Source organism: Actinocorallia sp. B10E7 (assembly GCF_039871655.1).
In the GTDB taxonomy this organism is placed as follows: Bacteria; Actinomycetota; Actinomycetes; order Streptosporangiales; family Streptosporangiaceae; genus Actinocorallia.
The window spans coordinates 85,884-107,418 of record NZ_JBDPLZ010000011.1; the positions used below are offsets into that span (position 1 = coordinate 85,884).

The 21,535-nt window shown below is 70.7% G+C and carries 20 protein-coding genes; 5 read left to right on the forward strand and 15 right to left on the reverse strand.

Translation table 11 applies throughout. The features are described from left to right. Positions 1–30: 30 nt before the first annotated feature. A complete protein-coding gene (locus ABGB12_RS29405) occupies positions 31–795 on the forward strand; it encodes an SDR family NAD(P)-dependent oxidoreductase (RefSeq protein ID WP_347682759.1) in 765 nt (254 codons plus the stop codon). Between the two features lie 61 nt (positions 796–856). Here ABGB12_RS29405 and ABGB12_RS29410 read toward each other — a convergent pair whose 3' ends face one another. The 14 genes from ABGB12_RS29410 to ABGB12_RS29475 form a co-directional block, all read right to left on the reverse strand. Beyond that, positions 857–2,407 carry an AAA family ATPase gene (locus ABGB12_RS29410; RefSeq protein ID WP_347682761.1) on the reverse strand — a complete coding sequence of 517 codons (1,551 nt, stop codon included), beginning with the start codon at positions 2,405–2,407 and terminating at the stop codon, positions 857–859. Between the two features lie 116 nt (positions 2,408–2,523). Then, the gene (locus ABGB12_RS29415; protein WP_347682763.1) at positions 2,524–3,291 is read right to left on the reverse strand and encodes an enoyl-CoA hydratase/isomerase family protein; all 768 of its coding nucleotides are present in this window, start codon (positions 3,289–3,291) and stop codon (positions 2,524–2,526) included. A gap of 1 nt (position 3,292) precedes the next feature. Next, positions 3,293–4,384, reverse strand: coding sequence for an acyl-CoA dehydrogenase family protein (locus ABGB12_RS29420; RefSeq protein WP_347682765.1), 1,092 nt, complete (start codon positions 4,382–4,384; stop codon positions 3,293–3,295). After that, the gene (locus ABGB12_RS29425) at positions 4,371–5,276 is read right to left on the reverse strand and encodes an acyl-CoA dehydrogenase family protein (RefSeq protein ID WP_347682767.1); all 906 of its coding nucleotides are present in this window, start codon (positions 5,274–5,276) and stop codon (positions 4,371–4,373) included. Before ABGB12_RS29425 ends, ABGB12_RS29420 begins: the two co-directional genes overlap by 14 nt. After that, the gene (locus tag ABGB12_RS29430) at positions 5,254–6,657 is read right to left on the reverse strand and encodes a class I adenylate-forming enzyme family protein (RefSeq protein ID WP_347682769.1); all 1,404 of its coding nucleotides are present in this window, start codon (positions 6,655–6,657) and stop codon (positions 5,254–5,256) included. The genes ABGB12_RS29425 and ABGB12_RS29430 overlap by 23 nt, the downstream gene beginning before the upstream one ends. A 1-nt stretch (position 6,658) precedes the next feature. Next, on the reverse strand, positions 6,659–7,720 hold the full coding sequence (locus ABGB12_RS29435) for a CoA transferase (protein ID WP_347682771.1): 1,062 nt from the start codon (positions 7,718–7,720) through the stop codon (positions 6,659–6,661). Continuing rightward, the gene (locus ABGB12_RS29440) at positions 7,717–8,673 is read right to left on the reverse strand and encodes an LLM class F420-dependent oxidoreductase (protein ID WP_347682773.1); all 957 of its coding nucleotides are present in this window, start codon (positions 8,671–8,673) and stop codon (positions 7,717–7,719) included. The genes ABGB12_RS29435 and ABGB12_RS29440 overlap by 4 nt, the downstream gene beginning before the upstream one ends. Further along, positions 8,658–9,068, reverse strand: a complete 411-nt coding sequence (locus tag ABGB12_RS29445) for a cobalamin B12-binding domain-containing protein (protein WP_347682775.1) — start codon at positions 9,066–9,068, stop codon at positions 8,658–8,660. The genes ABGB12_RS29440 and ABGB12_RS29445 overlap by 16 nt, the downstream gene beginning before the upstream one ends. Next, a complete protein-coding gene (locus tag ABGB12_RS29450) occupies positions 9,068–10,645 on the reverse strand; it encodes a methylmalonyl-CoA mutase family protein (protein WP_347682777.1) in 1,578 nt (525 codons plus the stop codon). The genes ABGB12_RS29445 and ABGB12_RS29450 overlap by 1 nt, the downstream gene beginning before the upstream one ends. A gap of 163 nt (positions 10,646–10,808) precedes the next feature. Beyond that, positions 10,809–11,141 carry a hypothetical protein gene (locus ABGB12_RS29455; protein ID WP_347682779.1) on the reverse strand — a complete coding sequence of 111 codons (333 nt, stop codon included), beginning with the start codon at positions 11,139–11,141 and terminating at the stop codon, positions 10,809–10,811. Positions 11,142–11,154: 13 nt separating this feature from the next. Further along, positions 11,155–11,982 carry an NAD(P)-dependent oxidoreductase gene (locus ABGB12_RS29460; protein ID WP_347682781.1) on the reverse strand — a complete coding sequence of 276 codons (828 nt, stop codon included), beginning with the start codon at positions 11,980–11,982 and terminating at the stop codon, positions 11,155–11,157. A gap of 23 nt (positions 11,983–12,005) precedes the next feature. Then, positions 12,006–13,433, reverse strand: a complete 1,428-nt coding sequence (locus ABGB12_RS29465; protein ID WP_347682783.1) for a FadD3 family acyl-CoA ligase — start codon at positions 13,431–13,433, stop codon at positions 12,006–12,008. Continuing rightward, positions 13,430–14,608, reverse strand: a complete 1,179-nt coding sequence (locus ABGB12_RS29470) for an amidohydrolase family protein (RefSeq protein ID WP_347682785.1) — start codon at positions 14,606–14,608, stop codon at positions 13,430–13,432. Before ABGB12_RS29470 ends, ABGB12_RS29465 begins: the two co-directional genes overlap by 4 nt. Before the next feature lie 30 nt (positions 14,609–14,638). Continuing rightward, positions 14,639–16,201 carry an AMP-binding protein gene (locus tag ABGB12_RS29475; RefSeq protein ID WP_347682787.1) on the reverse strand — a complete coding sequence of 521 codons (1,563 nt, stop codon included), beginning with the start codon at positions 16,199–16,201 and terminating at the stop codon, positions 14,639–14,641. Positions 16,202–16,266: 65 nt separating this feature from the next. On the opposite strand from ABGB12_RS29475, the gene ABGB12_RS29480 reads away from it, so the two are divergent. The 4 genes from ABGB12_RS29480 (at position 16,267) to ABGB12_RS29495 (ending at position 20,010) form a co-directional block, all read left to right on the forward strand. After that, positions 16,267–17,247, forward strand: coding sequence for a ferredoxin--NADP reductase (locus tag ABGB12_RS29480; protein ID WP_347682789.1), 981 nt, complete (start codon positions 16,267–16,269; stop codon positions 17,245–17,247). A 33-nt stretch (positions 17,248–17,280) separates the two neighbouring features. Beyond that, the gene (locus ABGB12_RS29485; protein WP_347682790.1) at positions 17,281–18,003 is read left to right on the forward strand and encodes an enoyl-CoA hydratase/isomerase family protein; all 723 of its coding nucleotides are present in this window, start codon (positions 17,281–17,283) and stop codon (positions 18,001–18,003) included. Continuing rightward, a complete protein-coding gene (locus ABGB12_RS29490) occupies positions 17,993–18,721 on the forward strand; it encodes an alpha/beta hydrolase fold domain-containing protein (RefSeq protein WP_347682792.1) in 729 nt (242 codons plus the stop codon). Before ABGB12_RS29485 ends, ABGB12_RS29490 begins: the two co-directional genes overlap by 11 nt. Before the next feature lie 74 nt (positions 18,722–18,795). Beyond that, positions 18,796–20,010 carry a hypothetical protein gene (locus ABGB12_RS29495; protein WP_347682794.1) on the forward strand — a complete coding sequence of 405 codons (1,215 nt, stop codon included), beginning with the start codon at positions 18,796–18,798 and terminating at the stop codon, positions 20,008–20,010. A gap of 83 nt (positions 20,011–20,093) precedes the next feature. Here ABGB12_RS29495 and ABGB12_RS29500 read toward each other — a convergent pair whose 3' ends face one another. Next, positions 20,094–21,395, reverse strand: coding sequence for an amidohydrolase family protein (locus ABGB12_RS29500; RefSeq protein ID WP_347682796.1), 1,302 nt, complete (start codon positions 21,393–21,395; stop codon positions 20,094–20,096). Positions 21,396–21,535: the final 140 nt, after the last annotated feature.

A 21,535-nucleotide genomic window follows, 5' to 3' on the forward strand; every position in this document is an offset into this window, starting at 1 on the left:
GAGCTTGGGTTGCAAGAGAGGAAAACGCCAATGCAGATCAGTGGATGCTCGGCGCTGGTGGTCGGCGGCACGGGCGGCCTCGGCGAGGCCACCGTCCGGCGCCTGCACGCGGCGGGCGCGAAGGTCGTCGTCGCCGACGTCAACGACGAGAAGGGCAAGGCGCTGGAGCAGGAGCTCGGCGTCCGCTATCTGCACGCCGACGCCGGCAGCGAGGACGACGTCCGCGCGGCCATCGCCGCGGCGGAGGCCGAGGGCCCCTTCCGCGTCTCGGTGGACACCCACGGCGGCCCGGCCGGAGGGGGCCGCCTCGTCGGCAAGGACGGCGAGCCCATGCCGCTGGACGCCTTCCGCACGACCCTCGAGTCCTACCTCGTCAGCGTCTTCAACGTCATGCGCCTGACCGCCGCCGCGATGGGCCGCCAGGAGGTCTCCGAGGACGGCGACCGCGGCGTCATCGTCAACACCGCCTCCATCGCCGCCTACGAGGGCCAGATCGGCCAGCTCCCCTACTCCGCGGCCAAGGGCGGCGTCGTCGGCATGACCCTGGTGGCCGCCCGCGACCTGTCCCCCCTGGCCATCCGCGTCGTCACGATCGCCCCCGGCACCTTCAACACCCCCGCCTACGGCCAGCACGCCGACCGGCTCGAGGCCCACTGGGGCCCCCAGGTCCCCCACCCCCGCCGCATGGGCCGCTCCGCCGAGTACGCCGCCCTCGCCTGCCACATCGTCGAGAACACCTACCTCAACGGCGAGGTCATCCGCCTCGACGGCGCCCTCCGCTTCCCTCCCAGGTGAGCCGGGCGGGAAAGGAACGGCTCGGACGTGAGAACGTCCGGGCCGGGTCCCGGGTCAGGGTTCAGACGCGGAGCAGGGTGATGGGACGGCCGGACGGGCTGGTGGTCTCGGTCATGGACAACGGGGCGGAGCGCTGGTCGAAGACGACGAGGGTTCCACAGGGCAGACCCATGCGCTCCAGGTAGCCGTCCAACTGGCCCAGGCCCTCGGCCACCGGGTCGATGCGGCCCGGGCGGTGGACCTTCAGCTCGACGGCCTCCCACTGCGCGGTGCCGTCGGGGAGTGGCCAGCGGACGAGGAGGTCGATGCGGCCCCGGCCCACGGCGTACTCGCGGTCGATGATGCCGCCGCCGTTGACGACGCGGTGCAGCCAGGCCATGAACACCAGCTGGCAGGCCGCCTCCGAATAACTCTGTCCGCGGGTGAGGATCTCCCCTTGCAGGCGCCAGAACCCGGAGAACTCCGTCAGAAGCTTCACGAAGTCCAAGCGGCCCTCGGAGGTGACGAACGAACGCGAATCGACCTGGATGCCGCTCTCGATCTGCTCGGTCAGGACCCGGGCGATGACCTCCTGATAGATCGGATTGGCGATCTGCAAGGGGTTGCTCAACTTGATCAGGCCGAGATCACGAACGTAGGAGGCGTCGTCGTTGTAGGCCAGGTCGACGGAGGGCGCGGTACCGGCGAGCATCGGTTCGATGATGCGCTTGACCGGCGGCTCGTTCAACCGGGCGACCAGCGAGTCCAGGTGCGTCGCACGGGAGCGGATCAGGCGTTCCGCAGCCGTTTCCATGTGCCCGTCGGTGATCAGCTCGGACACCGGCACGCGCATCTTCTTGATGACTTCGCGGGCCAACGCGTTCACCAGCCACGGCTGTCCTTGGCAAGCCTCGAAGGCCCGCTGGACCGCCTCGGGAGTGAACTTCTGCCCGGTGGCCTCCGTGTGCTGTTCATACAGCTCCGCTACCTGCGCGTAGGTGAAGTCGGCGAGGCGGATGGAGTCGACCTTGATGTTGAACGGGCTGGACGTCCCGAACCGCTCCGGGTCGCCGCCCGAGGCGGCCTTGTAGTCACGAACGTCCCGCAGACCGCACAGCACGACGGAATGAACAAATTTGCGGGGCCCGAGTCGGTGACCGTCGCGCAACTGGCTCAGGACGCTGACCAGGTTGTCGCCGGTCAGGGTGTCGATCTCATCGAAGAACAGAACCAACGGAAGAGGACAGCGGACCGCCCAGTCCCGCAGCGCCCTGCGCAGCTGGTTCCCCGGTACCGCATCCGGCCACGGAGCGGGCGGACGGAACTCCGGCGCCAACTCCATGTTCTCGGCGGCCTCTGCGATCGTCCCGAGAAGTTGGGCTTCCGCATCCGCGACCGTCTTCGCCCTTTTCACCGTCTCGCAAGAGAACGAGACCGCGACGTACTCCCCCTCCGCGTTGAGCGTTCGAGCCAGTGTCTCCAGCACGGTGGTCTTCCCCGACTGGCGAGGGGCATGGAGAACGAAGTAAGCGCCCTCCTCGATGTACTCCCGCGCCTCGGGCAGCCGGGGCTCCGGCGGGAGCATGTAGTGCCTGTCCTCCCGGCAGGGACCGGCCGTGTTGAAGTACCTCACGCTCCGCACACTACAGGTCGACGGTCCGTGGCATAGCGGGTTCTCGTGCCGCCCACGGCGGTCCAGAAGGGTGAGGAAGGGAGGACCGTCGTGGGCGGCCGTCGGACACCGCCGGGTCAGCCCTTGCCGGCGGTGAGCCTGTCGATGATGGCGGCGAAGTCGTCGGTCTGGAACGACTGCTCCTCCTGGCTCATCGCGTAGTCGAGGGTGGCCAGGACGGCGCGTTCGAGGTGCAGGTTGAGGAGGCGCTTGGTGCTCTCGACCGCCTGCTGGGGGAGCTTGGCGACGCGCTCGGCGCAGGCCAGGGCCTCGGCCAGGGGGTCGGCGACGACGTGGTTGGCCAAACCCATCTGGACGGCGCGGTCGGCGGGGATGCGGGCGCCGGTGATGGCGTATTCCTTGGCCAGGAGCAGGCTGGTGTGCAGCGGCCAGGTGAGGGGGCCGCCGTCGGCGGCGACCAGGCCGACCTGGACGTGCGGGTCGGCGAGGTAGGCGGTCTCGGCCATGTAGGCGATGTCGCTGAGGGCGACGAGGCTGCAGCCCAGGCCGACGGCGGGGCCGTTGACGGCCGCGACCACGGGGACGCGGCAGCGGGCCATGCCCAGGACGAGGTCGCGGCCGTGGGCGATGGTGCGGGCGCGGAGGTCGGGGTCGGCCTTCAGTTCCTTCAGGTAGGAGAAGTCTCCGCCCGCCGAGAACGCCTTGCCCGCACCGGTGAGGACGGCGGCTCGAGCCGAGCGGTCCTCGCTGAGCTGCGGCCAGAGCCTGGCCAGGCCGGTGTGCAGGGACTCGTTGACCGCGTTGAGGGCCTCGGGGCGGTTCAGGGTGATGATGCGGAGCGGGCCTTCCTCACGGACCTCGATCTCCTTGGGCACGTCGTACATGTCAGGCTCCCAATCCGAGGATGCGCGAGGCGATGATGTTCTTCTGGATCTGCGAGGTGCCGCCCATGACGCTCTGGGCGCGGCTGTAGAGGTAGGTGCCGAGCAGTTCCGGGTCGCGGGTGCCGGCCACGGCCAGCGCCGCGTGCCCGACCGACTGCTCGGTCCAGGTCATGAGCAGCTTGTCCAGGGAGCCGTCGGGGCCGTGTTCGACGCCGTCGAGCCGCTCGGACAGGCGGCGGCGCACGTGCAGGCGCAACATCTCCGTCTCCACCGCGGCCCAGGCGAGTTCCTCGGGGACCTCGCCGCCGCCCACGCGGGCCAGGAGTTGGCGGACGGTCTTGCCGTAGCGGGCGGAGTAACCCAGTTCGGCGGGTTCGCGTTCGTGGCCGACGATGGTCATCGCCAGTTTCCAGCCCTCGCCGGGCACGCCGACCATCTGGTTCGCGGGGACGCGGGCGCCATCGAAGAGAACCTGGCCGAACTCGGTGGTCACCCCGTTCATCATCCGCAGCGGGCGCTGCTCGATGCCGGGCTGGTGCATGGAGACGACGAAGCCCGACAGGCCCTTGTGGCGGGGTGCGTCCGGGTCGGTGCGGGCCAGCAGCAGGCACCAGTCCGCGACGTCGGAGTAGCTCGTCCAGATCTTGTGGCCGTGAAGAACGTACTCGTCGCCTTCGCGGGTCGCGGTCGTCGTCAGGGAGGCCAGGTCGGAGCCCGCGCCTGGCTCGCTGAAGCCCTGGCACCAGCGCTCCGTCCCGTTGATCATGCCGGGGAGGAAGCGGCGCCGCAGCTCCTCGCTCCCGTGCCGGCCCAGGCCCTGCATGAGGTAGCCGAGGCTGGGGCGGGGCGGGGCGCCCGCGCGGGCCAGTTCCTCGTCGAGGATGACGTCGTAGACGGGCGGCAGCTCGTGGCCGCCGTGCTCCTTCGGCCAGGAGAGGCCGAAGAACCCGGCGGAGTACAGCGCCTGGTGCCATTCGCCCTGCTTGCGCCAGTACTCGTCCCCCGACGTGGGGAACCTTCCGGCCGTCTCCGCGAGCCAGGACCGCAGCCGCTCCCGGAAGGCGGCCTCCTCGGGCGAGTCACGAAAGTCCAAGGTCGATCTCCTTCAGGCTCACGGGGAACAGGTGGGTGGAGGTCAGCGCCCGCCGCAGATACACGTGGGCGAGGCATTCCCAGGTGTTGCCGATGCCGCCGTGCACCTGCACGGACGTCTCGCAGACGGTCCTCGCGGCGCGGGCGCAGTAGACCTTGGCGATCCGGGCGGCCCGCAGCGCCTCGGCGGGTTCGAGTTCGTCGACGGCCCAGGCGGCGTGCCGCAGGACGCTCACCGAGCCCTCGATCAGGGCGAGGGACTCGGCCAGCAGGTGCGCCACGGCCTGGTAGGAGCCGATCGCCTTCCCGTACTGCTCGCGCACCTTGGCGTAGTCACAGGCCAGGCGGTGCGCGCCGCGGGACGTGCCCACCAGGTCGGCGGCGGTGACGACGAGCGCCAGCGCCCGCCAGCGGTCGGCCTCCTCCTCGGCCAGTTCGCCGACCGTCTCGAGCGGGCCGACGACCTCGGCGGTCCGGCGGGTCAGGTCGGCTCCGGGCGTGAGCGTGCCGACCCGCCCTGCCAGCACCCGGGCGCCCTCCAAGGTGAGCACCCGCTCGATCCCCCGGGAGTCCAGGGCGTCGGCGCCGACCGCGACCGTCCAGGACCCGTCCGGTTCGCCGGTGCGCCCGCGCAGGTCGTCGGCGAGCACGGGCCCGAGGAAGGGGACGTCGACCAGGCCGCGCCCGAACTCCTCGGCGACGACCGCGACCTCCACCCCGGAGGCGCCGTCGGAGCGCAGGGTCCGCCAGCCGGTGGCGGTGACGGCCTTCTCCAGTCGGGCGAGACGTTCGGCGTCGTCCAGGTCGAGGACGGAGCCGGGCCCCAGGTCGTCGGCGAGCCGGGCGGCGGCGGCCCGCAGTTCCAGCTGTTCAGTGGTCAGACGTGCGTCCATGACGCTCCTTGAGGACTCGGCGCAGCACCTTGCCGGAGGGCAGGCGGGGGATCTCGGCCACGAGCAGCACTTCGCTCGGCCGCTTGTAGGAGGCCAGCCGCTCACCGACCAGCGCGACGAGCTCCTCGGGCTCGACGGGGCCCCGCGTCGCGACGGCGGCGACGATCGCCTCGCCGTTCGCGGCGTCGGGGACGCCGAACACCGCGCAGTCGGCGACGGCCGGGTGGCCGTGCAGGACCGCTTCGACCTCGGCGGGCGCCACCTGGAACCCGCGCACCTTGATCATCTCTTTGGACCGGTCGGTGAGCCGCACCCAACCGTCCTCATCGACGCTGCCGACGTCGCCGGTGCGGTACCAGCCGTCGTCGAACGCTCCGGCCGTGGCCTCCTCGGGCAGGTACCCGGCCATCAGCGACTCCGCGCGGGCCTGGATCTCCCCGGTCTCGCCGGGGGCGACCGGCTCGCCGGTCTCCAGCGACACCACACGCAGTTCCACGCCGGGCGCGGCGCGGCCGGCGCTGTCGAGCCGCGCGCCTTCGACGGGGTTGCACGCGATGACGGGCAGCTCGCTGGCCCCGTAGGCGGGCATCCAGCCGATCCCGGTCCGCGCGGTGACGGTCTCGGCGACGCTCGGCGTCACGGGCGTCGCGCCCCACATGATGTAGCGCAGCGACGAGAGGTCGTAGGACTCCAGCTTCGGATGGGACGCCAGGGCCAGCGCGATCGGCGCGACCGCCATCTCCACGGTGATCCGGTCGGTCTCGACGCACCGCAGCATGCTCTCCAGGTCGAACCGGCGGTGCAGCCGCACCCGGGCGCCGGTCTGCAGCGCGGTGACGATGTTGAGGATGCCGAGGATGTGCGAGGGCGGCGTGGTCACCTGGATCCGGTCGTCCGCGGTCAGCTCCAGCACCTGACGCCAGTGCTCGACGGCCGCGCCGAACGAGGCGTGCGTGTGCCGGACGGCCTTGGGCATGCCGGTCGTGCCGGAGCTGAACACCAGCAGGGCGTCGGAGCGCGGGTCGTGCTCGGGGAACGGCTCGTGCCCCGGCTCGATCGGCTCGTCCAGGTGCAGCATCGGCATCAGCCCGGCCAGCACCGGGTGGTCCCCCACCGCGTGCGACGGCCGCGTGATCGCGATGGCGTGCTCGGCCTCGGTCCGCTTCCAGGCCGGGCTGAACAGCACGACCGCGGCGCCCAGCCGCCAGACCGCCTGCACCGCCGCCACGAACTCCGGCCGGTTCGACGACATGAGCGCCACCCGGTCCCCCGGACGCACCCCTCGCCGCGCCAGCGTCCCGGCCATCCCATCGGCCAGCTCCCGCAGTTCGGAGAGGGTGTAGTCCCTGTCCTCGAAGACGAGGGCGATCCGCTCGCTCATGTCACCTCCTCGCATCAGGACCGGACAGGCCGCCGTGTTCGCCCAGGCGGGGCGGGGGGCGGTAGTCGGGCTCGTGGCCGGTCACCTTGACGGAGGTGCCGACGAGGCGGAAGCCTCCGGCCGTCACGACCATCTCGGGGGTGGCCTCCAGTGCCTCGGGGAGGGTGCGGACGGCCGCCGCCGGGACACCTGACGGGCGCAGGCGCGCCTCCCAGGAGACGGCGGTGTCGGCGGCCAGGGCCTCGGTGACCGCGGCCAGGACCTCTTCCCGGCGTTCGGCGCGTTCGGCCATCGTCGGGAAGCCCTCGATGCCGGCTTCTGCGGCGAAGGACTTCCAGAAGCCGTCGTGGGTGACGAACAGGGCCAGGTGGCCCTCGGCCGTCGGGAAGAGCTGGGCGGGGACGTAGTAGGAGTGCGCGCCGTTGGGGAGGCGGCGGGGCTCCGTGCCCTCGTTGAGGTAGGCCGACGCGCGGTAGTTGAGCTGGGAGAGCATCACGTCCCGCAGCGACACCTCCACCTGGCCGCCGCGGCCGGAGACGATCTGGGCGAGCAGGCCGAGCGCGGCGGTCAGGCCGGAGGAGTTGTCGGCCGACGAGTAGCCGGGCAGCGTCGGGGGGCCGTCCGGGTCGCCGGTGAGGGAGGCGACGCCGGTGGAGGCCTGGACGACGTAGTCGAAGGCCGGGTCGTCTCCCGCGTCCATGCCGAAGCCGGTGAGCGCGACGCACACGACGCGCTCGTTCCAGCGTTTCAGGTCGTCGTAGGTGAGGCCGAGCCGACGGATCGCCGACGGCTTCAGGTTCACCAGCAGCGCGTGGGACTCGGCCACGAGTTCGCCCAGCCGGGCTTGGCCGTCCTCGGAGTTCAAGTCGAGGCACACGCTGCGTTTGCCGCGGTTGAGGCTGGCGAAGTAGGCGTCGCTCACCTGGCGGGAGATGTCCCCGCCGGGCGGCTCGATCTTGGTGACCTCCGCGCCGAGGTCGGCGAGCATCATCGTCGCGTACGGGCCGGCCAGCATGTGGCCGACCTCCAGGATCCTGATGCCTTCCAGCGGGCCGGGGCTCATCGGAAGCCCTTCGCGAGCTCGGAGATCATCTCTCGCGTCCGGTACTTGGAGGCGACGAGCTCGTCCCGGGTGTCGCCGATCGGCAGCAGGCGCACCGACAGGTCGGTGACGCCCGCGTCGGCGAACCGCTGGAAGCGCTCCGCGATGGCCTTCTCGTCGCCGGCCGCGCACAGGTCGCCGACGTCCCTGGCGTCGCCGTACTCCAGCAGCCGCTGGTAGTTCGGTGAGATCTCGGCCTCGCCCAGGATGCGGTTGGCGCGCTCGCGTGCCTCGTCGACCCGCGAAGGTTCGCACAGGCATACCGGGACGCCCGCGACGATGCGCGGGGCCGGGCGTCCTGCCTCCTCGGCGGCCTTGGTGATGCGCGGCACGACGTGCTCGGCGACCGCCCGCTCGTCGGCCATCCACAGGACCGTTCCGTCGGCGTGTTCGCCCGCCAGTTTCAGCATGACGGGGCCGAGCGCGGCGACCAGCACCGGCATCGGGGACAGCGGGCCGAGGTCCAGCGGGTTGTGCACCTGGAACGTGCCGTTCTCCACGTCGACCGGGCCGGGGCCGTTCAGCGCGGCGCGCAGGACCTCCAGGTAGTCGCGGGTGTAGGCCGCGGGCTTCTCGTACGGCAGGCCGAGCATGTCCTGGATGATCCAGTGGTGGGACGGGCCGACGCCCAGCGCCAGCCGCCCCCCGGCCGCGGCCTGCGCGGACAGCGCCTGCCGGGCCAGCGCGATCGGATGCTGGGCCTGCAGCGGCACGACGGCCGTCCCCAGCTCGATGCGCGAGGTCCGCGCGCCCATCAGGGCCACGGCGGTCAGCGCGTCGAAGTCCGTCGGGACCTGCGGGATCCAGGCGCTGTCCATCCCCGCAGCCTCGGCCCACTCTATGTCGGCGAGCAGCTTGGCGACCTTGCGGGCGCCGTCACCCCGCTCGGCCCCGATCATCACACCGATCCGCATGTTTCCTCCACATCGGTCAGCGCCCGGACCTCCGCCACGAGGACGTCCAGCGGGGTTCCGGTCGGGAAGACCGCGGCGGCGCCGGCGGCCTGGAGCTTGGGGACGTCGCCCTGCGGGATGGTCCCGCCGACGATGACCGCGATGTCCCCGGCTCCGGCGGCGCGCAGGGCCTCGACGGTTCTGGCGGTCAGGGCGACGTGCGCGCCGGACAGGATGCTGAGGCCGACGACGGCCACGTCCTCCTGCAGGGCGATCGCCACGATGTCGTCGACCTTCTGCCGGATGCCGGTGAAGATCACCTCGAAGCCGGCGTCGCGCAGGGTACGGGCGACGATCTTCGCGCCGCGGTCGTGGCCGTCCAGGCCGGGCTTGGCCACGAGGACTCTTGTAGGCATCAGAACACCACCGGTTGCTGGAATTCGCCCCAGACGTCCTTCAGGGCGGCGACCATCTCGCCGACCGTGCAGTAGGCGCCGGCGCAGTCGATCAGGGGACCCATCAGGTTCTCGGTGCCCTCCGCGACGCGGGACAGGGCGGCGAGGGCGTCGCGGACGGCCGCCGGGTCGCGTTCCGCCTTGACCTTGGCCAGACGTTTGAGCTGCCGTTCGCGGCCCTCGGCGTCCAGCTCGTAGGTCGCCAGGTCGGGTGCGGGTTCGTCGGAGACGAAGCGGTTGACGCCGACGACCGGCTTCTCCCCCGCCTCGACCTCCTGATGGAGCTTGTAGGCCTCGTCGGCGATGAGGCCCTGCAGGTAGCCGTCCTCGATGGCGCGGACCATGCCGCCGTGCCGCTCGAGGTCAGCCATGATCTCGACGATCCTCTCCTCGGTGGCGTCGGTGAGCGCCTCGACGAAGTAGGAGCCGCCGAGCGGATCCGCCACGCGGGTGACGCCGGTCTCGTAGGCGAGGATCTGCTGGGTGCGCAGGGCGAGCGTCGCCGACTCCTCGCTGGGCAGCGCGAACGGCTCGTCCCAGGCGGCGGTGAACATCGACTGGACGCCGCCCAGCACCGAGGCCATCGCCTCATAGGCCACCCGGACGATGTTGTTCTGCGCCTGGGGCGCGTACAGGGAGGCACCGCCGGAGACGCAGCCGAAGCGGAACATCGACGCCTTGTCGGAGGAGGCCCCGTACCGCTCCCGGACGATCGTCGCCCAGCGGCGGCGGCCCGCCCGGTACTTGGCGATCTCCTCGAAGAAGTCGCCGTGCGTGTAGAAGAAGAAGGAGATCTGCGGCGCGAACTGCTCGATCGTCATCCGGCCCCGCTCGATGACGGTGTCGCAGTAGGTGACGCCGTCGGCGAGGGTGAAGGCCATCTCCTGGACGGCGTTGGCCCCGGCGTCGCGGAAGTGCGCGCCGGCCACGGAGATCGCGTTGAACCTCGGCACCTCGGCCGCGCAGAACTCGATGGTGTCGGCGATCAGCCGCAGGGACGGCTCGGGCGGCCAGATCCAGGTGCCGCGCGAGGCGTACTCCTTGAGGATGTCGTTCTGGATCGTGCCGGTGAGCTTCTCCCGGGGCACGCCCTTGCGTTCGGCGGCGGCCACGTAGAAGGCCAGCAGGATCGCGGCGGTCCCGTTGATGGTGAAGCTGGTGCTGATCCTGTCGAGGGGGATGCCCTCGAACAGCACCTCGGCGTCGGCGAGGGTGTCGATCGCGACGCCGACCCGGCCGACCTCCTCGCTCACCTCGGGGTCGTCGGAGTCGTAACCGCACTGGGTCGGCAGGTCGAGCGCCACCGAGAGCCCGGTGCCGCCCTGCTCCAGCAGGTAGCGGTAACGCTGGTTGGACTCTTCGGCGGTGCCGAAGCCGGAGTACTGCCGGAACGTCCACAACCGCCCCCGATAGCCGGAGGCGAAGTTGCCGCGTGTGAAGGGGAAGCTGCCCGGTTCGGGCGGCTCGGCATGCCGGTCCGCCGGTCCGTAGACCGGCTGGAGGGGGATGCCGGACGAGGTCTGGGCGAAGTCGTTCATCGCTGGATACGCTACTTGCAAAAAACGAGAATGCCAATACCACTCTAGAGAATCCAATGCCCGAGCCGCGGTTCCGGCCTGCGCGGAAACAACGAAGCCAGGCCCCGGACGGTTCGGTCGAGACGAACCGTCCGGGGCCTGGCGGCCCCCGTGGAGAGGGGGCTCAGGCTTCGCCCGCAGCCCTCTCTCCGTAAATGGAGGCGAGTCTGAGAAGCCGGATCTCCGGCCTCGGGTCGAGCTGCATCGCGTCCGACATGTCGAAGCCGCCGGCCGCCGCGAACAGCCCCGCGACGACCTCGTTCAGGTCCTCGCCCTCGATCTCGTACAGCGCGACGTAGGGGCCGTCGTCCTGCACGGGAGCGAACCGCTTCGCGCCGACGAACCCCGGCAGCGAGCACACCTCCCGCAGGTGCACCCGGTCGTACCAGTCGTTGTACTCCGCCTCCCGCTCCGGCGCGCTCGGGCGGCTGGCGACGTAGAGCACTCCACGCTCCATGGCGTTCACTCCTTCACTCTCCCGCCGGTCGACGGGCTTCGTTCAACGCGGCGGCCAGGGCGGTGAGGCCCGCGTCGAGGGCGCCCAGATCGCCGCCGAGTTCGGTGGAGACCCTCTCCAGGACCTCCATGTCCTTGCCGAGGAAGCCACCTGTGGAGGCGGCGAAGCCCGCGACCGAGCCCCTGGCCACGACTCCCGCCAGGGCACGGCTCGTGGAACTCCCGTGCGGGAGGGCGCCGAGGAGCACCGACTCGTCGACCCCCCACTGCCCGCCCAGGCGGACCGCGTCGGCCAGCAGCCCTATCTGCGCGGCGAACAGGGCGTTGTTGAGGAGCTTCACCCTCTGGCCGGAGCCGAGCGGGCCGACGTGCAGCACCGGGTCTCCGTAGCTCTCCAGTACGGGGCGGACCCGGGCGACCGCGTCCTCGGCCCCGCCCGCGAAGACGGTCAGCCGTCCCGCCGCGATGTCGTGCGGTCCTCCGCTGACCGGGGCGTCGACCACCCCGATCCCACGGGAAGCGGCCTCCTTCGCGACGGCCTCGACCGTCTGCGGGCTGCCGGTGGTGTGCACGACGAGGACGGAACCACGCGGCATCGCGTCCAGCAGCGCGCCTCCGAGGCAGACCTCGCGGACCTGCTCGTCGGTGAACACGCAGACCACGACGGCGTCCGCCTCCGCCGCGGCGCCCGCGAGACCGTCCGCGGGCCGCAGCCCTTCTCCTTCCAGCGTCCGGCGGGCCTCGGGCGAACGGGCCAGGACCCGTACGTCGTGCCCCGCCTCGCAGAGGCGGCGTGCCATCGGACGGCCCATCCGCCCGGCGCCGATGAATCCGAGTCGCATCTCGGCTCCTTCGCCGGACCCCTTCATTGCAGAAGGTCCTTCATCACCTTGCCTGTGGCGTTGAGCGGCAGTTCCTCCAAGAACACCACGGAACGGGGGACCTTGTAGCCGGCCATGCGCTCCCTGCTCCAAGCGATCAGCCCTTCCTCCGAGACCGGGGCGCGCGGGACCACGAAGGCCTTGCCCACCTGGCCGAGCCGTTCGTCGGGAACGCCGATGACGGCGGCCTGCGCGACGGCGGGGTGCTCCAGCAGGAAGCCCTCGATCTCCGCCGGGTAGGCGTTGAAGCCGCCCACGATGAACATGTCCTTCTTCCTGCCGATGATCCGCAGGTGTCCGCGTTCGTCGAGGGCGCCGAGGTCGCCGGTGCGCAGCCAGCCGTCCGGGTCGATCGCCTCGGCGGTCGCCTCCGGGTCGTCGAGGTAGCCCTGCATCACGCTGTAACCGCGGATCAGGACCTCTCCGTCGTCGGCGACGCGCACCTCGACGCCGTCGCACGGGGTGCCGACCGTCGTCGCGATGTCCTCGAACGAGTCGCCGGGACGGGACGCGGTGGCCGTGCCCGCCTCGGTCAGCCCGTAGCCGGTCATGATGGAGGTGAAGGGAAGCTCCTCCGCGACCCGGCGGATGAGCTCGACGGGGATGTCGGCGGCGCCGGTGACGGCCACCCGCAGGGACGACAGGTCCCGGTCCTTCCCGGCCTCCAGCAGCGAGTGGTAGAGGGTGGGCGGCCCTGGCAGGACCGTCACCTTCTCGCGCTCCACCAGTTCGAGGACGCGGTCCACGTCGAAGACGGGCACCGGGAGGATCGTCATGCCCCGGATCAGGGACGCGATGACGCCCGCCTTGTAGCCGAAGGTGTGGAAGAACGGGTTGACGATCAGGTAGCGGTCGCCTTCGCGCGTCCCGGCCAGGTCGCACCATTCGGAGTACAGCCGGAGCGTCTGGCGGTGGTTCATCATCACGCCCTTGGGGCGGCCGGTCGTCCCGGACGTGAAGATGACGTCGGCGACGTCCCCTCCGCTCACCCTCCGCGCGAAGGGGGAACCGCTGGACAAAAAGTCCGACTTCAGGTCGATGGCCGGCACGCCGTCCGGGGCCGGGTACTCCTGGTCCAGGAAGCCCTCCTGGACCAGGAGGAGCCTGGCCCCGCTCCGGCGGATGACGTCGCCGGCCTCCTCCGCCTTGAAGCGGGTGTTGACCGGCACCAGCACCCCGCCGGCGGTCAGCAGGCCGAACGCCGCGATGATCCACTCTGCCGAGTTGGGGGCCCAGATCGCCGCCCGGTCGCCCTTCTTCATCCCTGCCGAGGCGAAGGCTCCCGCCGCCACGCGGATCCGCTCGGCCAGTTCGGTGAAGGTCAGCCGGAGCGGCCCGTCCACGACCGCTTCGGCGTCGCCGAAGCGGTCGGAGGCGCTGAGCACCATCTCGGGGATGGTGTCCCATCTCATTTCGAGATCAGCCTGGCCAGGTTGCCGCCCATGATCTTGGCCTTCTCCTCGTCGTCGAAGGCGGTGAGCTCGTCGACGTGGGTGATGGGGTCGGCCTTGCCCTCGGGGTGGGGGTAGTCCGAGCCGAACAGCACCCGGTCGATCCCCAGCAGGTCGCCCAGCGCCGCCATGTCGTCCTCGATGAACGGGCTGACGTTGATCAGCCGGCGCATCTGCTCCACCGGGTGCTCCTCGAAGCCCTGCGGCATCTTCTTGTAGGTGTCCTTCAGACTCGCCATCAGCGGCGCCGCCCAGGACGCCCCGGCCTCCACGATCGCGATCTTCAGGTCGGGGAAGCGGGACAGGCAGCCGTGGCAGATCAGCGACCCCACCGCGTCCTCGATCGGCCGCCACTGCCCGAGGTTGCGGAAGGGCTGCGGCTTGAACGGCAGGTACTCCCGCTGCGCGCCCTCCCAGTCGTTGACGTACCGCGAGTAGCCGCTGTCGGAGGAGTGGAAGGCCACCAGCGTGCCGGTCTCCTGCACCAGCTTCCAGAACGGGTCGAACTCCGGCAGCGCGAACGACCGGGGGCCGCGGAAGCCGTAGGCCGGGGCGGGGCGGATCAGGACGGCGCGCGCGCCGCGCTCCAGGACCCACTCCAGCTCCTCGATCGCCTTCTCGACGATCGGCAGGGTGATCACCGGGGTGGTGTAGATGCGGTCCTTGTAGTTGAACGACCAGACCTCGTCCAGCCACTGGTTGAGCGAGTGGACGACCGCGTGGGTCAGTTCCGGGTCGTCCCGCATCCGCTCTTCCAGCAGGCTCGCCAGCGTCGGGAACATCAGGGTGCGCTGGACGCCCTGCTCGTCCATCAGCTCCAGCCGCGGGCCCGGCTCCCGGAACGCCGGGATCGAGCGCATCGGCTCGCCGACGATCTCCCGGTAGGACTTGCCCTCGGGGTTGCCGTTGCGGAAGTAGTCCTCCTGCGCGCCCGGACGGGCCACCACCTCGAACGTCGGGTTCGGGATGTACTCGCTGATCTGGCCCCGGACCGCGATCTTCGTCCGGCCGTTGACCTGCACGTACTGGACGGCGCCCCGGTAGTCCTTCGGCAGGTACCGGGTGAAGGCGTCCTCGGGCTCGTACAGGTGGTTGTCCGCGTCGAAGACCGGATACGGCAGTTCACGTGACGGCATTGGAATCCTCCCTTGCAGAATACGAGAATCCTATTCTCGGTTGGAGCGTACTGCAATGTCTCCGCGGTCCCGGATGCTCTGCCGCAGGACGAACTTCTGCACCTTGCCGCTGGCCGTGCGCGGGAAGTCGGCCACCTCGTGCAGCTCCTCCGGCCACTTCTGCCTGGCCAGGCCCGCCCGCTCCAGATGGGCGCGCATCCCCTCGAGGGTCGGCGCGGGATGCCCGGGCCGCATCCGCAGGACGACCGCGGCGTGTTCGCCCAGCCGCGCGTCCGGAGCCGCCACGACGGCCGCCTCCGCGACGCCGGGCAGCCCGAGCAGCTGCTCCTCGACCTCCAGGGCGCTGATGTTCTCGCCGCCGCGGATGATGATGTCGGACTTGCGGTCGGTGATCGTCAGGTAGCCGTCCTCGTCGAGCACCCCGATGTCGCCCGTGCGGTACCAGCCGTCCTCGTCGAAGGCCGCCGCGGTCAGGGCCGGGTCGGTGTAACCGAGGCACAGCTCCGGACCGCGGCTGAGGATCTCGCCGTCCTCGGCCAGCCTGATCTCCACCCCGGGCAGGACGTCCCCGTCGGTGTGGATCCGCTTGTCCACGGGCGCGGTGTGCCGCGAGCCGGTGATCGACGGGTGCTCGGTGCTGCCGTAGGAGCGGAACACCGTGATGCCCAGCTCCTCCAGCCGCGTGGTGACCGCCGAGGGCACGGACGAGCCGCCGAGGCCCGCGTACCTCATGTACGGCAGGTGCCCGGGCGTGAAGCCGGGATGGTCCAGCAGGCTCGTCACGTAGTACGTCGCGCCGCCCCCGATGCTCAGCCCGTCGCTCATCATCAGCGACAGCGCCTGCGCCGGGTCCCAGACGTCGGTGAGGTTGACCGGCGTGCCGTCCAGTACCGGGATGAGGAAGGCGTTCACCATGCCGATGAAGTGGCCGACGGGCGCCGCGGTGAGCTGCTCGCCCCGGTCCGGAGGGTAGAGCCCCGAGAGCTGGCGCGTCTCGTGCCCGAGCGTCCGGTGGCTGTGGACGACGCCCTTGGGGTTACTGGTGGTGCCGGAGGTGAAGGCGATCAGCGCGGGGCCGGCCGAGTCCGCCTCAAACACGCCCTCCATCGGCTCGGCGGCGAGCAGGTCGTCGAAGTCTCGCCCCACCACCCCGACGACGGGCACGTCGGCGTACAGGTCGGGCTGGTGTTCCATGCGCCCGAAGCGCTCGGCCGTGATGAAGGCCTTGGGCCTGACCGCGTCCAGGATGTAGCCGAGCTCCTTGCGCCCGTAGAAGTGCACGACCGGCACCACGACCGCGCCGAGGAACGACGAGGCCCAGAAGACCGCGGCGGCCTCCATCCAGTTGGGCAGCTGGAAGGCGACCACGTCGCCGGGGCCGACGCCCCGCGCGCGCAGTCCGCCCGCCAGCCTGCGCGCGATGAGTTCGACGTCGCGGAACGTCCCGGACCAGGGGCGCACCGCCGAGTGCACCCGGAACCCGGTCCCGGGAGCGCCCTGAAGGCCCCTGGCCAGCAGATCTCCGATCGTCTCCCTGGTCCACCAGCCTTCCGCCTCGTACCGCTCGACCAGTTCCGGGGGGATCGTGCGCATGATGAGAGCTCCGTTCGTAGAGATGAGAATTGTAATCTCCCAGGAGGAGAAGATAAATTCCAGACATGGCACGAGACCACGGCTTCCATCCGATCCGGATCAAGCGGATCATCCAGGAGACTGCCGACACGCGAACGTACGTCCTTGACGCGCCCTTCGACTACCAGGCCGGACAGTTCCTGACGTTCAAGGTGTGCGGAACGCTGCGCAGCTACTCGATGTCCAGTTCACCGGCCACCGATCCCGAGCTGACGACGACGGTGAAGCGTGTGCCCGGCGGCCTGGTCTCGAACTGGATGCACGACAACCTCTCCCCCGGCGACCTCCTGGAGGCGACGCCTCCCGCCGGTGTCTTCTGCCTGCGGGAGACCTCCGCCCCCCTGGTGGCGTTCTCCGGCGGCAGCGGCATCACGCCGGTCCTGTCCCTGGTCAAGACCGCGCTGGCCGCGACGGACAGACGGGTGCGCCTGCTGACCGCCGACCGGGACGGCGATTCGATCATCTTCGAGGCGACCCTGGCACAGCTGGCCGAGCGGTACCCCGGACGGCTCGAGGTCCGCCACCACCTGGACTCCCTGGCCGGATTCCTCACCGAGGCCCGGGTGAAGGAGTTCGCCGCCGACGCGCGGGACGCCGACTTCTACATCTGCGGCCCGGAGCCCTTCATGGACCTGGTGGAACGCGCCCTTCTCGCGCAGGGCGCCGACCCCGGACAGCTCTTCATCGAGCGCTTCGGGTCGGGGGACGACGGAGCCCCGGGCGAGGAGACCGAGGGCACCGTCACCATCGTCCTCTCCGGTAAGACGCACACGGTCCCGCAACACTCCGGCGAGACGCTCCTGCAGAGCGCGCGCCGGGCCGGCCTCGCCCCGCCCTTCTCCTGCGAGGCGGGCAACTGCGCCACCTGCATCGCCCAGGTCACCGAGGGCAGGGCCCAGATGAAGATCAACAATGCTCTCGACGAGGACGAGGTCGCCGACGGCTGGGTCCTCACCTGCCAGGGCGAACCGGCGACCCCGCACCTCACCGTCGTCTACGAGGACTGACGGCCCCCACACCCCAAGCTTGGAGAACCGCACATGGCAGAGGTAGAGCTCGAACTGGACGGCGGGCTGGCGATCATCACCATCGACCGCCCGCACGCCCGCAACGCCATCGCCCCGTCCACCATGGACGAACTGGACAAGGCCCTGGACGAGGCCGCGGACGCCCGGGCCCTGGCCATCACGGGCGCGGGCGACCGGGCTTTCGTCTCCGGCGGGGACCTCAAGGAGCTGGCCGCGCTGCGGACCGAGGAGCAGGCCATGGACATGGCCCTGCGGATGCGCGGCGTCTGCGACCGGATCGCCGCCTTCCCCGGCCCGGTCGTCGCCGCGCTGAACGGCCACGCGCTGGGCGGCGGGGCCGAGGTGGCGGTGGCCGCCGACATCCGGGTGGCCGCCGACGACATCAGGATCGGCTTCAACCAGGTGGCTCTGGCGATCATGCCGGCCTGGGGCGGCGCCGAGCGGCTGGCCGCGCTGGTCGGCAGGGGCAGGGCGCTGATGCTGGCGGGCTCGGGGAGCGTCCTGGACGCGGCCGAGGCCGAGCGCCTCGGGCTGGTGGACCGGGTGCTGCCCCGCGAGTCCTTCGAAGAGGGCTGGCGCTCCCTGGCCCGCTCGCTCGCCAACGGCTCGTCGCGGTCGATCAAGCACGTCATGGGCGGGGTCTCCGCCGACGAGGCCGCGCGTGCCTTCGCCCGGCTGTGGGTGGCGGACGAGCACTGGGAGGCGGCGGAGAGGGTGATGAACCGTGGCAGGTGAAGTCCACGTCGAGGAGAGCAGGTCCGGCCTGCTCGTGCGCCCACCGGACCCCGTCGGCCCGGCCGTGCTCTACCTGCACGGCGACCGCTACCTCGGCGGCTCCCCCGAGGCGGCGCTCGACATGGCGGGACATCTCGCCCTGCGGACGGGCGGCACCGTCGTCTGCGCCCGCTACCGCTCCGCCTTCCCCGCTTCGCTCCACGACGCCCACACCGCTTACCTCCACGCCGAGGCGCTGGGCCCGGTGGCAGTGGCGGGCGAGGGGTCGGGGGCGGGCCTCGCGGCGGCCCTGATGGTCCACCTGCGCGACTCCGGAGCCCCGTTGCCCCGCTGCGCGACGCTGGTCTCGGGCCTCCTGGACCTGACCCTGCAGGCGCCGAGCCTGCTGTTCAACGCCGGCGCCAACCCCGAGTTCGACCTCGACCGGCTCCGGCGGGAGGTGACGCGCTACGCCGACGGCGCGGAGCCGCACGACCCGCTGCTGAGCCCGCTGCACGCCAACCTGCACGGGCTGCCCCCGCTCCAGCTCCTGACGGCGGGCACCGACCCCTTCCTGGACGACTCGCTGGCGTTCGCCACCCGGGCCGCCCGCTCCAGCCTCGTGGTGGACCTGCACGTCCACCCCGACCCCGCCGGCCTGCGCGCCGGTCTCCTCCGCGAGATGACCACCTTCCTGAAGACATGGACCTCGGTGGAAACGCCGCCCCTCCCCGTCTGAGCCCTCGAAAGTAAGAACGCTCTGCCCGGGAGGTCGATTGCCGGAGCGGCCTTCCCGGCTTACGGTCGATGGTCATGTCCTCCGACAGATCGGCGGTCGTCATGGCAGGGGTCTCCGGCTTTCATCAGGAGGATGAGGCCGCTCGGCGGGCGCGGGAGCAGGAACTCCAGAGACTGCGGCAGGAACGCCAGGCCTTGGAGAAGGAGCGTCTGGCCCTGGAGAAGGAACGCCGCGCATGGGAGGGAATGCGCCTGGCGTGGGAGAAGGAACACCAGGCCAGAGAGAGGGAGTCACGGAAGGAGAGGACGGACGCGCAGGCCCTGGACGAGGAGGCGGCCAGGAGGACCAGCGCGGCACGGGGGCGCGTCGTCATCCTCCAGAGGCTGCTGAAGGAATCACTCGAGCGCGATCCGCGTATCGCGCCCGCGTCGCTCAAACGCCAGGCGAAGATACCTCCGCTCGAACTGGGGGATCTCGAGGAGCCGCATCCGGTTCCCTCTCGGGATGCGTATGTTCCGAGCCCTCCCGGGCCGTTCGGCCGGATGTTCGAATGGCAGCAGCATCGTTACGAGGCCGAGGTCGAAGAGGGTGAAGCGGTGTACCGCCGGGCGGTCGCGGAGCACGAACGGCAGGAGGCCAACCGGCTGCGGAGAATCGCCGAGGCGAAACGCACCCATGAGCAGGAGGCTGCTCGGATCACCCGAGAGGTCGCTGAAGAGAACGCGCGTATCGAGCAGATGATCGTCGGCCTGCGGAACGGCGATCACGACGCGCTCGGCGGCTATCTGACCATGGTGCTTCAGAAGTCGTCGTACCCTCAGGGCTTCCCGACCCGCGTCAGCGCCGTCCAACTGCCCGAATCGGCGCTCCTGGTCGTGGAGAAGCGCCTGCCGACGATCGAGGTGATCCCGCCGGACAAGGCGTTCCGGCATGTCCGGAGCCGTAAGGCCGTCGAGTCAACGCCGCGGCCGATGAGCGAGATCAGGGATCTCTACCAGAGCGTCATCGCGCAGATCGTGCTCCGCACCCTCCGGGAGGTCTTCACCGCCGACACAGCCGGCCGCGTGACGACCGTCGTCTTCAACGGTCTCGTCCGCGCCGTCGACCCGGCGACCGGCCGACGCGCCGAGGTGTGCCTCATCGCACTGCGCGCCACTCGAGAGCAGTTCGCTGACCTGGTCCTCGACGAGCCGGAGTTCGATCCGCTCGAATGCGTCCGCCGCCACTTCTCCGCAAAGCTCTCTCCACGCCCCGAAGCGCTGGTCGCCGTCGAGCCCATCCCCGTCTGAGCGGACGTCCCGGGCCGGAGCACCGTGCGAAGACGGGGCGGGAGGCACGATGCCTTCCCGCCCCGTCTTCGCACGGCCGTTCGTTACGGCTTGGCGGCGGCCGCCGTGGCCGCGCGGGCCCGCTGCCGGTAGCCCTCGAGCTTCTCCTCGGGAGCGACGATCCGGTGGCTGCGGGACTTGATCGACACATCATGGTCGGCCGACGCCGCCCGCAACGCCCCCACGGTGGCCTGCTCACGCGGGATGTGCGCGAACGGGTCGAAGGAGTACCAGCGCATCGCGTTCTCGTGGGTCATCTTGTCGATGTCCTCGTCCGAGACGTCGTAGCGCTCCAGCACCTCGTGGAGCTCCTCGGGCGCACCGGGCCACATCGAGTCGCTGTGGGGGTAGTCGGCCTCCCAGCAGATGTTGTCGATCCCGATGTCGTGGCGCAGCCGCACCCCCAGCGGGTCGCTGATGAAGCAGGTCAGGAAGTGCTCCTTGAACACCTCCGACGGCAGCCTGCCGCCGAAGTCCTGCGCCGTCCAGGTGGCGTGCATCTCGAACGTGCGGTCCACCCGCTCCAGGAAGTACGGGATCCACCCGGTGCCGCCCTCGGACAGAGCGATCCTGAGGGTCGGGAACTCCTTGATCACCCGAGACCACAGCAGGTCGGCGGCCGCCGAGACGATGTTCATCGGCTGCAACGTGATCATCACGTCCGGCGGTGAGTCCACCGCGGGGATCGACAACCGACCCGACGACCCGATGTGCACGTTGAGGATCGTGCCGGTGTCCGTCAGCGCCCGCCACAGCGGGTCCCAGTACTCGTTGTGGAAGCTCGGGTAACCGAGCGCGGCGGGGTTCTCGGTGAAGGTCAGGGAGCGGCAGCCCTTCTCCGCCACCCGCCGCACCTCGGCGGCGCACAGTTCCGCGTCCCAGATCGCCGGCAGCGCCATCGGGATGAAACGCCCCGGATAGGCTCCGCACCATTCGTCGATGTGCCAGTCGTTGTAAGCACGCACCAGGGCCAGGGAGAAGTCCGAATCCCCGGTGTCGAACAGGCGGGCGGCGAAGCCCGGGAAGGACGGGAAGTTCATCGACGCCAGGATCCCGCCCGCGTTCATGTCCTTGACGCGCTCGTGCACGTCGTAGCAGCCGGGCCGGATCTCGTCCAGGCCCTGCGGCTCCAGCCCGTACTCCTCCTTCGGCCTGCCCGCCACCGCGTTCAACGCGGCGTTCGGGATGACGGTGTCGCGGAACCGCCACACATCGGTGCCGTCGTCGCGGTGCACCAGGCGCGGCGCGTCGTCCCTGTACTTGGCGGGCAGGTGGTTCACGAACATGTCGGGCGGCTCGATGATGTGGTCATCGACGCTGATCAGGATCATGTCGTCTTTGCGCATGGACGCTCCTTGTCGATCACCCCGTGGGCCGGCTCTCGGCCGCCTCCGGGTGGAAGTCCGGTCGAAGGTGGTGTGGTGGAGCCGGCGCGCTCCACCACACCGGTCCGGGGACCGGCCTCCTCGCCGGCCGGTCCCCGGGG

Bases quoted from the DNA above. Each gene is read 5' to 3' on its own strand.
- ABGB12_RS29435 (WP_347682771.1), bottom strand. From the start codon at position 7,720: ATGAGCCCCGGCCCGCTGGAAGGCATCAGGATCCTGGAGGTCGGCCAC.
- ABGB12_RS29425 (WP_347682767.1), bottom strand. From the start codon at position 5,276: ATGGACGCACGTCTGACCACTGAACAGCTGGAACTGCGGGCCGCCGCC.
- ABGB12_RS29445 (WP_347682775.1), bottom strand. From the start codon at position 9,068: ATGCCTACAAGAGTCCTCGTGGCCAAGCCCGGCCTGGACGGCCACGAC.
- ABGB12_RS29405 (WP_347682759.1), top strand. From the start codon at position 31: ATGCAGATCAGTGGATGCTCGGCGCTGGTGGTCGGCGGCACGGGCGGC.
- ABGB12_RS29415 (WP_347682763.1), bottom strand. From the start codon at position 3,291: ATGTACGACGTGCCCAAGGAGATCGAGGTCCGTGAGGAAGGCCCGCTC.
- ABGB12_RS29430 (WP_347682769.1), bottom strand. From the start codon at position 6,657: ATGAGCGAGCGGATCGCCCTCGTCTTCGAGGACAGGGACTACACCCTC.
- ABGB12_RS29460 (WP_347682781.1), bottom strand. From the start codon at position 11,982: ATGCGACTCGGATTCATCGGCGCCGGGCGGATGGGCCGTCCGATGGCA.
- ABGB12_RS29475 (WP_347682787.1), bottom strand. From the start codon at position 16,201: ATGCGCACGATCCCCCCGGAACTGGTCGAGCGGTACGAGGCGGAAGGC.
- ABGB12_RS29480 (WP_347682789.1), top strand. From the start codon at position 16,267: ATGGCACGAGACCACGGCTTCCATCCGATCCGGATCAAGCGGATCATC.
- ABGB12_RS29465 (WP_347682783.1), bottom strand. From the start codon at position 13,433: ATGAGATGGGACACCATCCCCGAGATGGTGCTCAGCGCCTCCGACCGC.
- ABGB12_RS29455 (WP_347682779.1), bottom strand. From the start codon at position 11,141: ATGGAGCGTGGAGTGCTCTACGTCGCCAGCCGCCCGAGCGCGCCGGAG.
- ABGB12_RS29470 (WP_347682785.1), bottom strand. From the start codon at position 14,608: ATGCCGTCACGTGAACTGCCGTATCCGGTCTTCGACGCGGACAACCAC.
- ABGB12_RS29495 (WP_347682794.1), top strand. From the start codon at position 18,796: ATGTCCTCCGACAGATCGGCGGTCGTCATGGCAGGGGTCTCCGGCTTT.
- ABGB12_RS29440 (WP_347682773.1), bottom strand. From the start codon at position 8,673: ATGCGGATCGGTGTGATGATCGGGGCCGAGCGGGGTGACGGCGCCCGC.
- ABGB12_RS29450 (WP_347682777.1), bottom strand. From the start codon at position 10,645: ATGAACGACTTCGCCCAGACCTCGTCCGGCATCCCCCTCCAGCCGGTC.
- ABGB12_RS29500 (WP_347682796.1), bottom strand. From the start codon at position 21,395: ATGCGCAAAGACGACATGATCCTGATCAGCGTCGATGACCACATCATC.
- ABGB12_RS29485 (WP_347682790.1), top strand. From the start codon at position 17,281: ATGGCAGAGGTAGAGCTCGAACTGGACGGCGGGCTGGCGATCATCACC.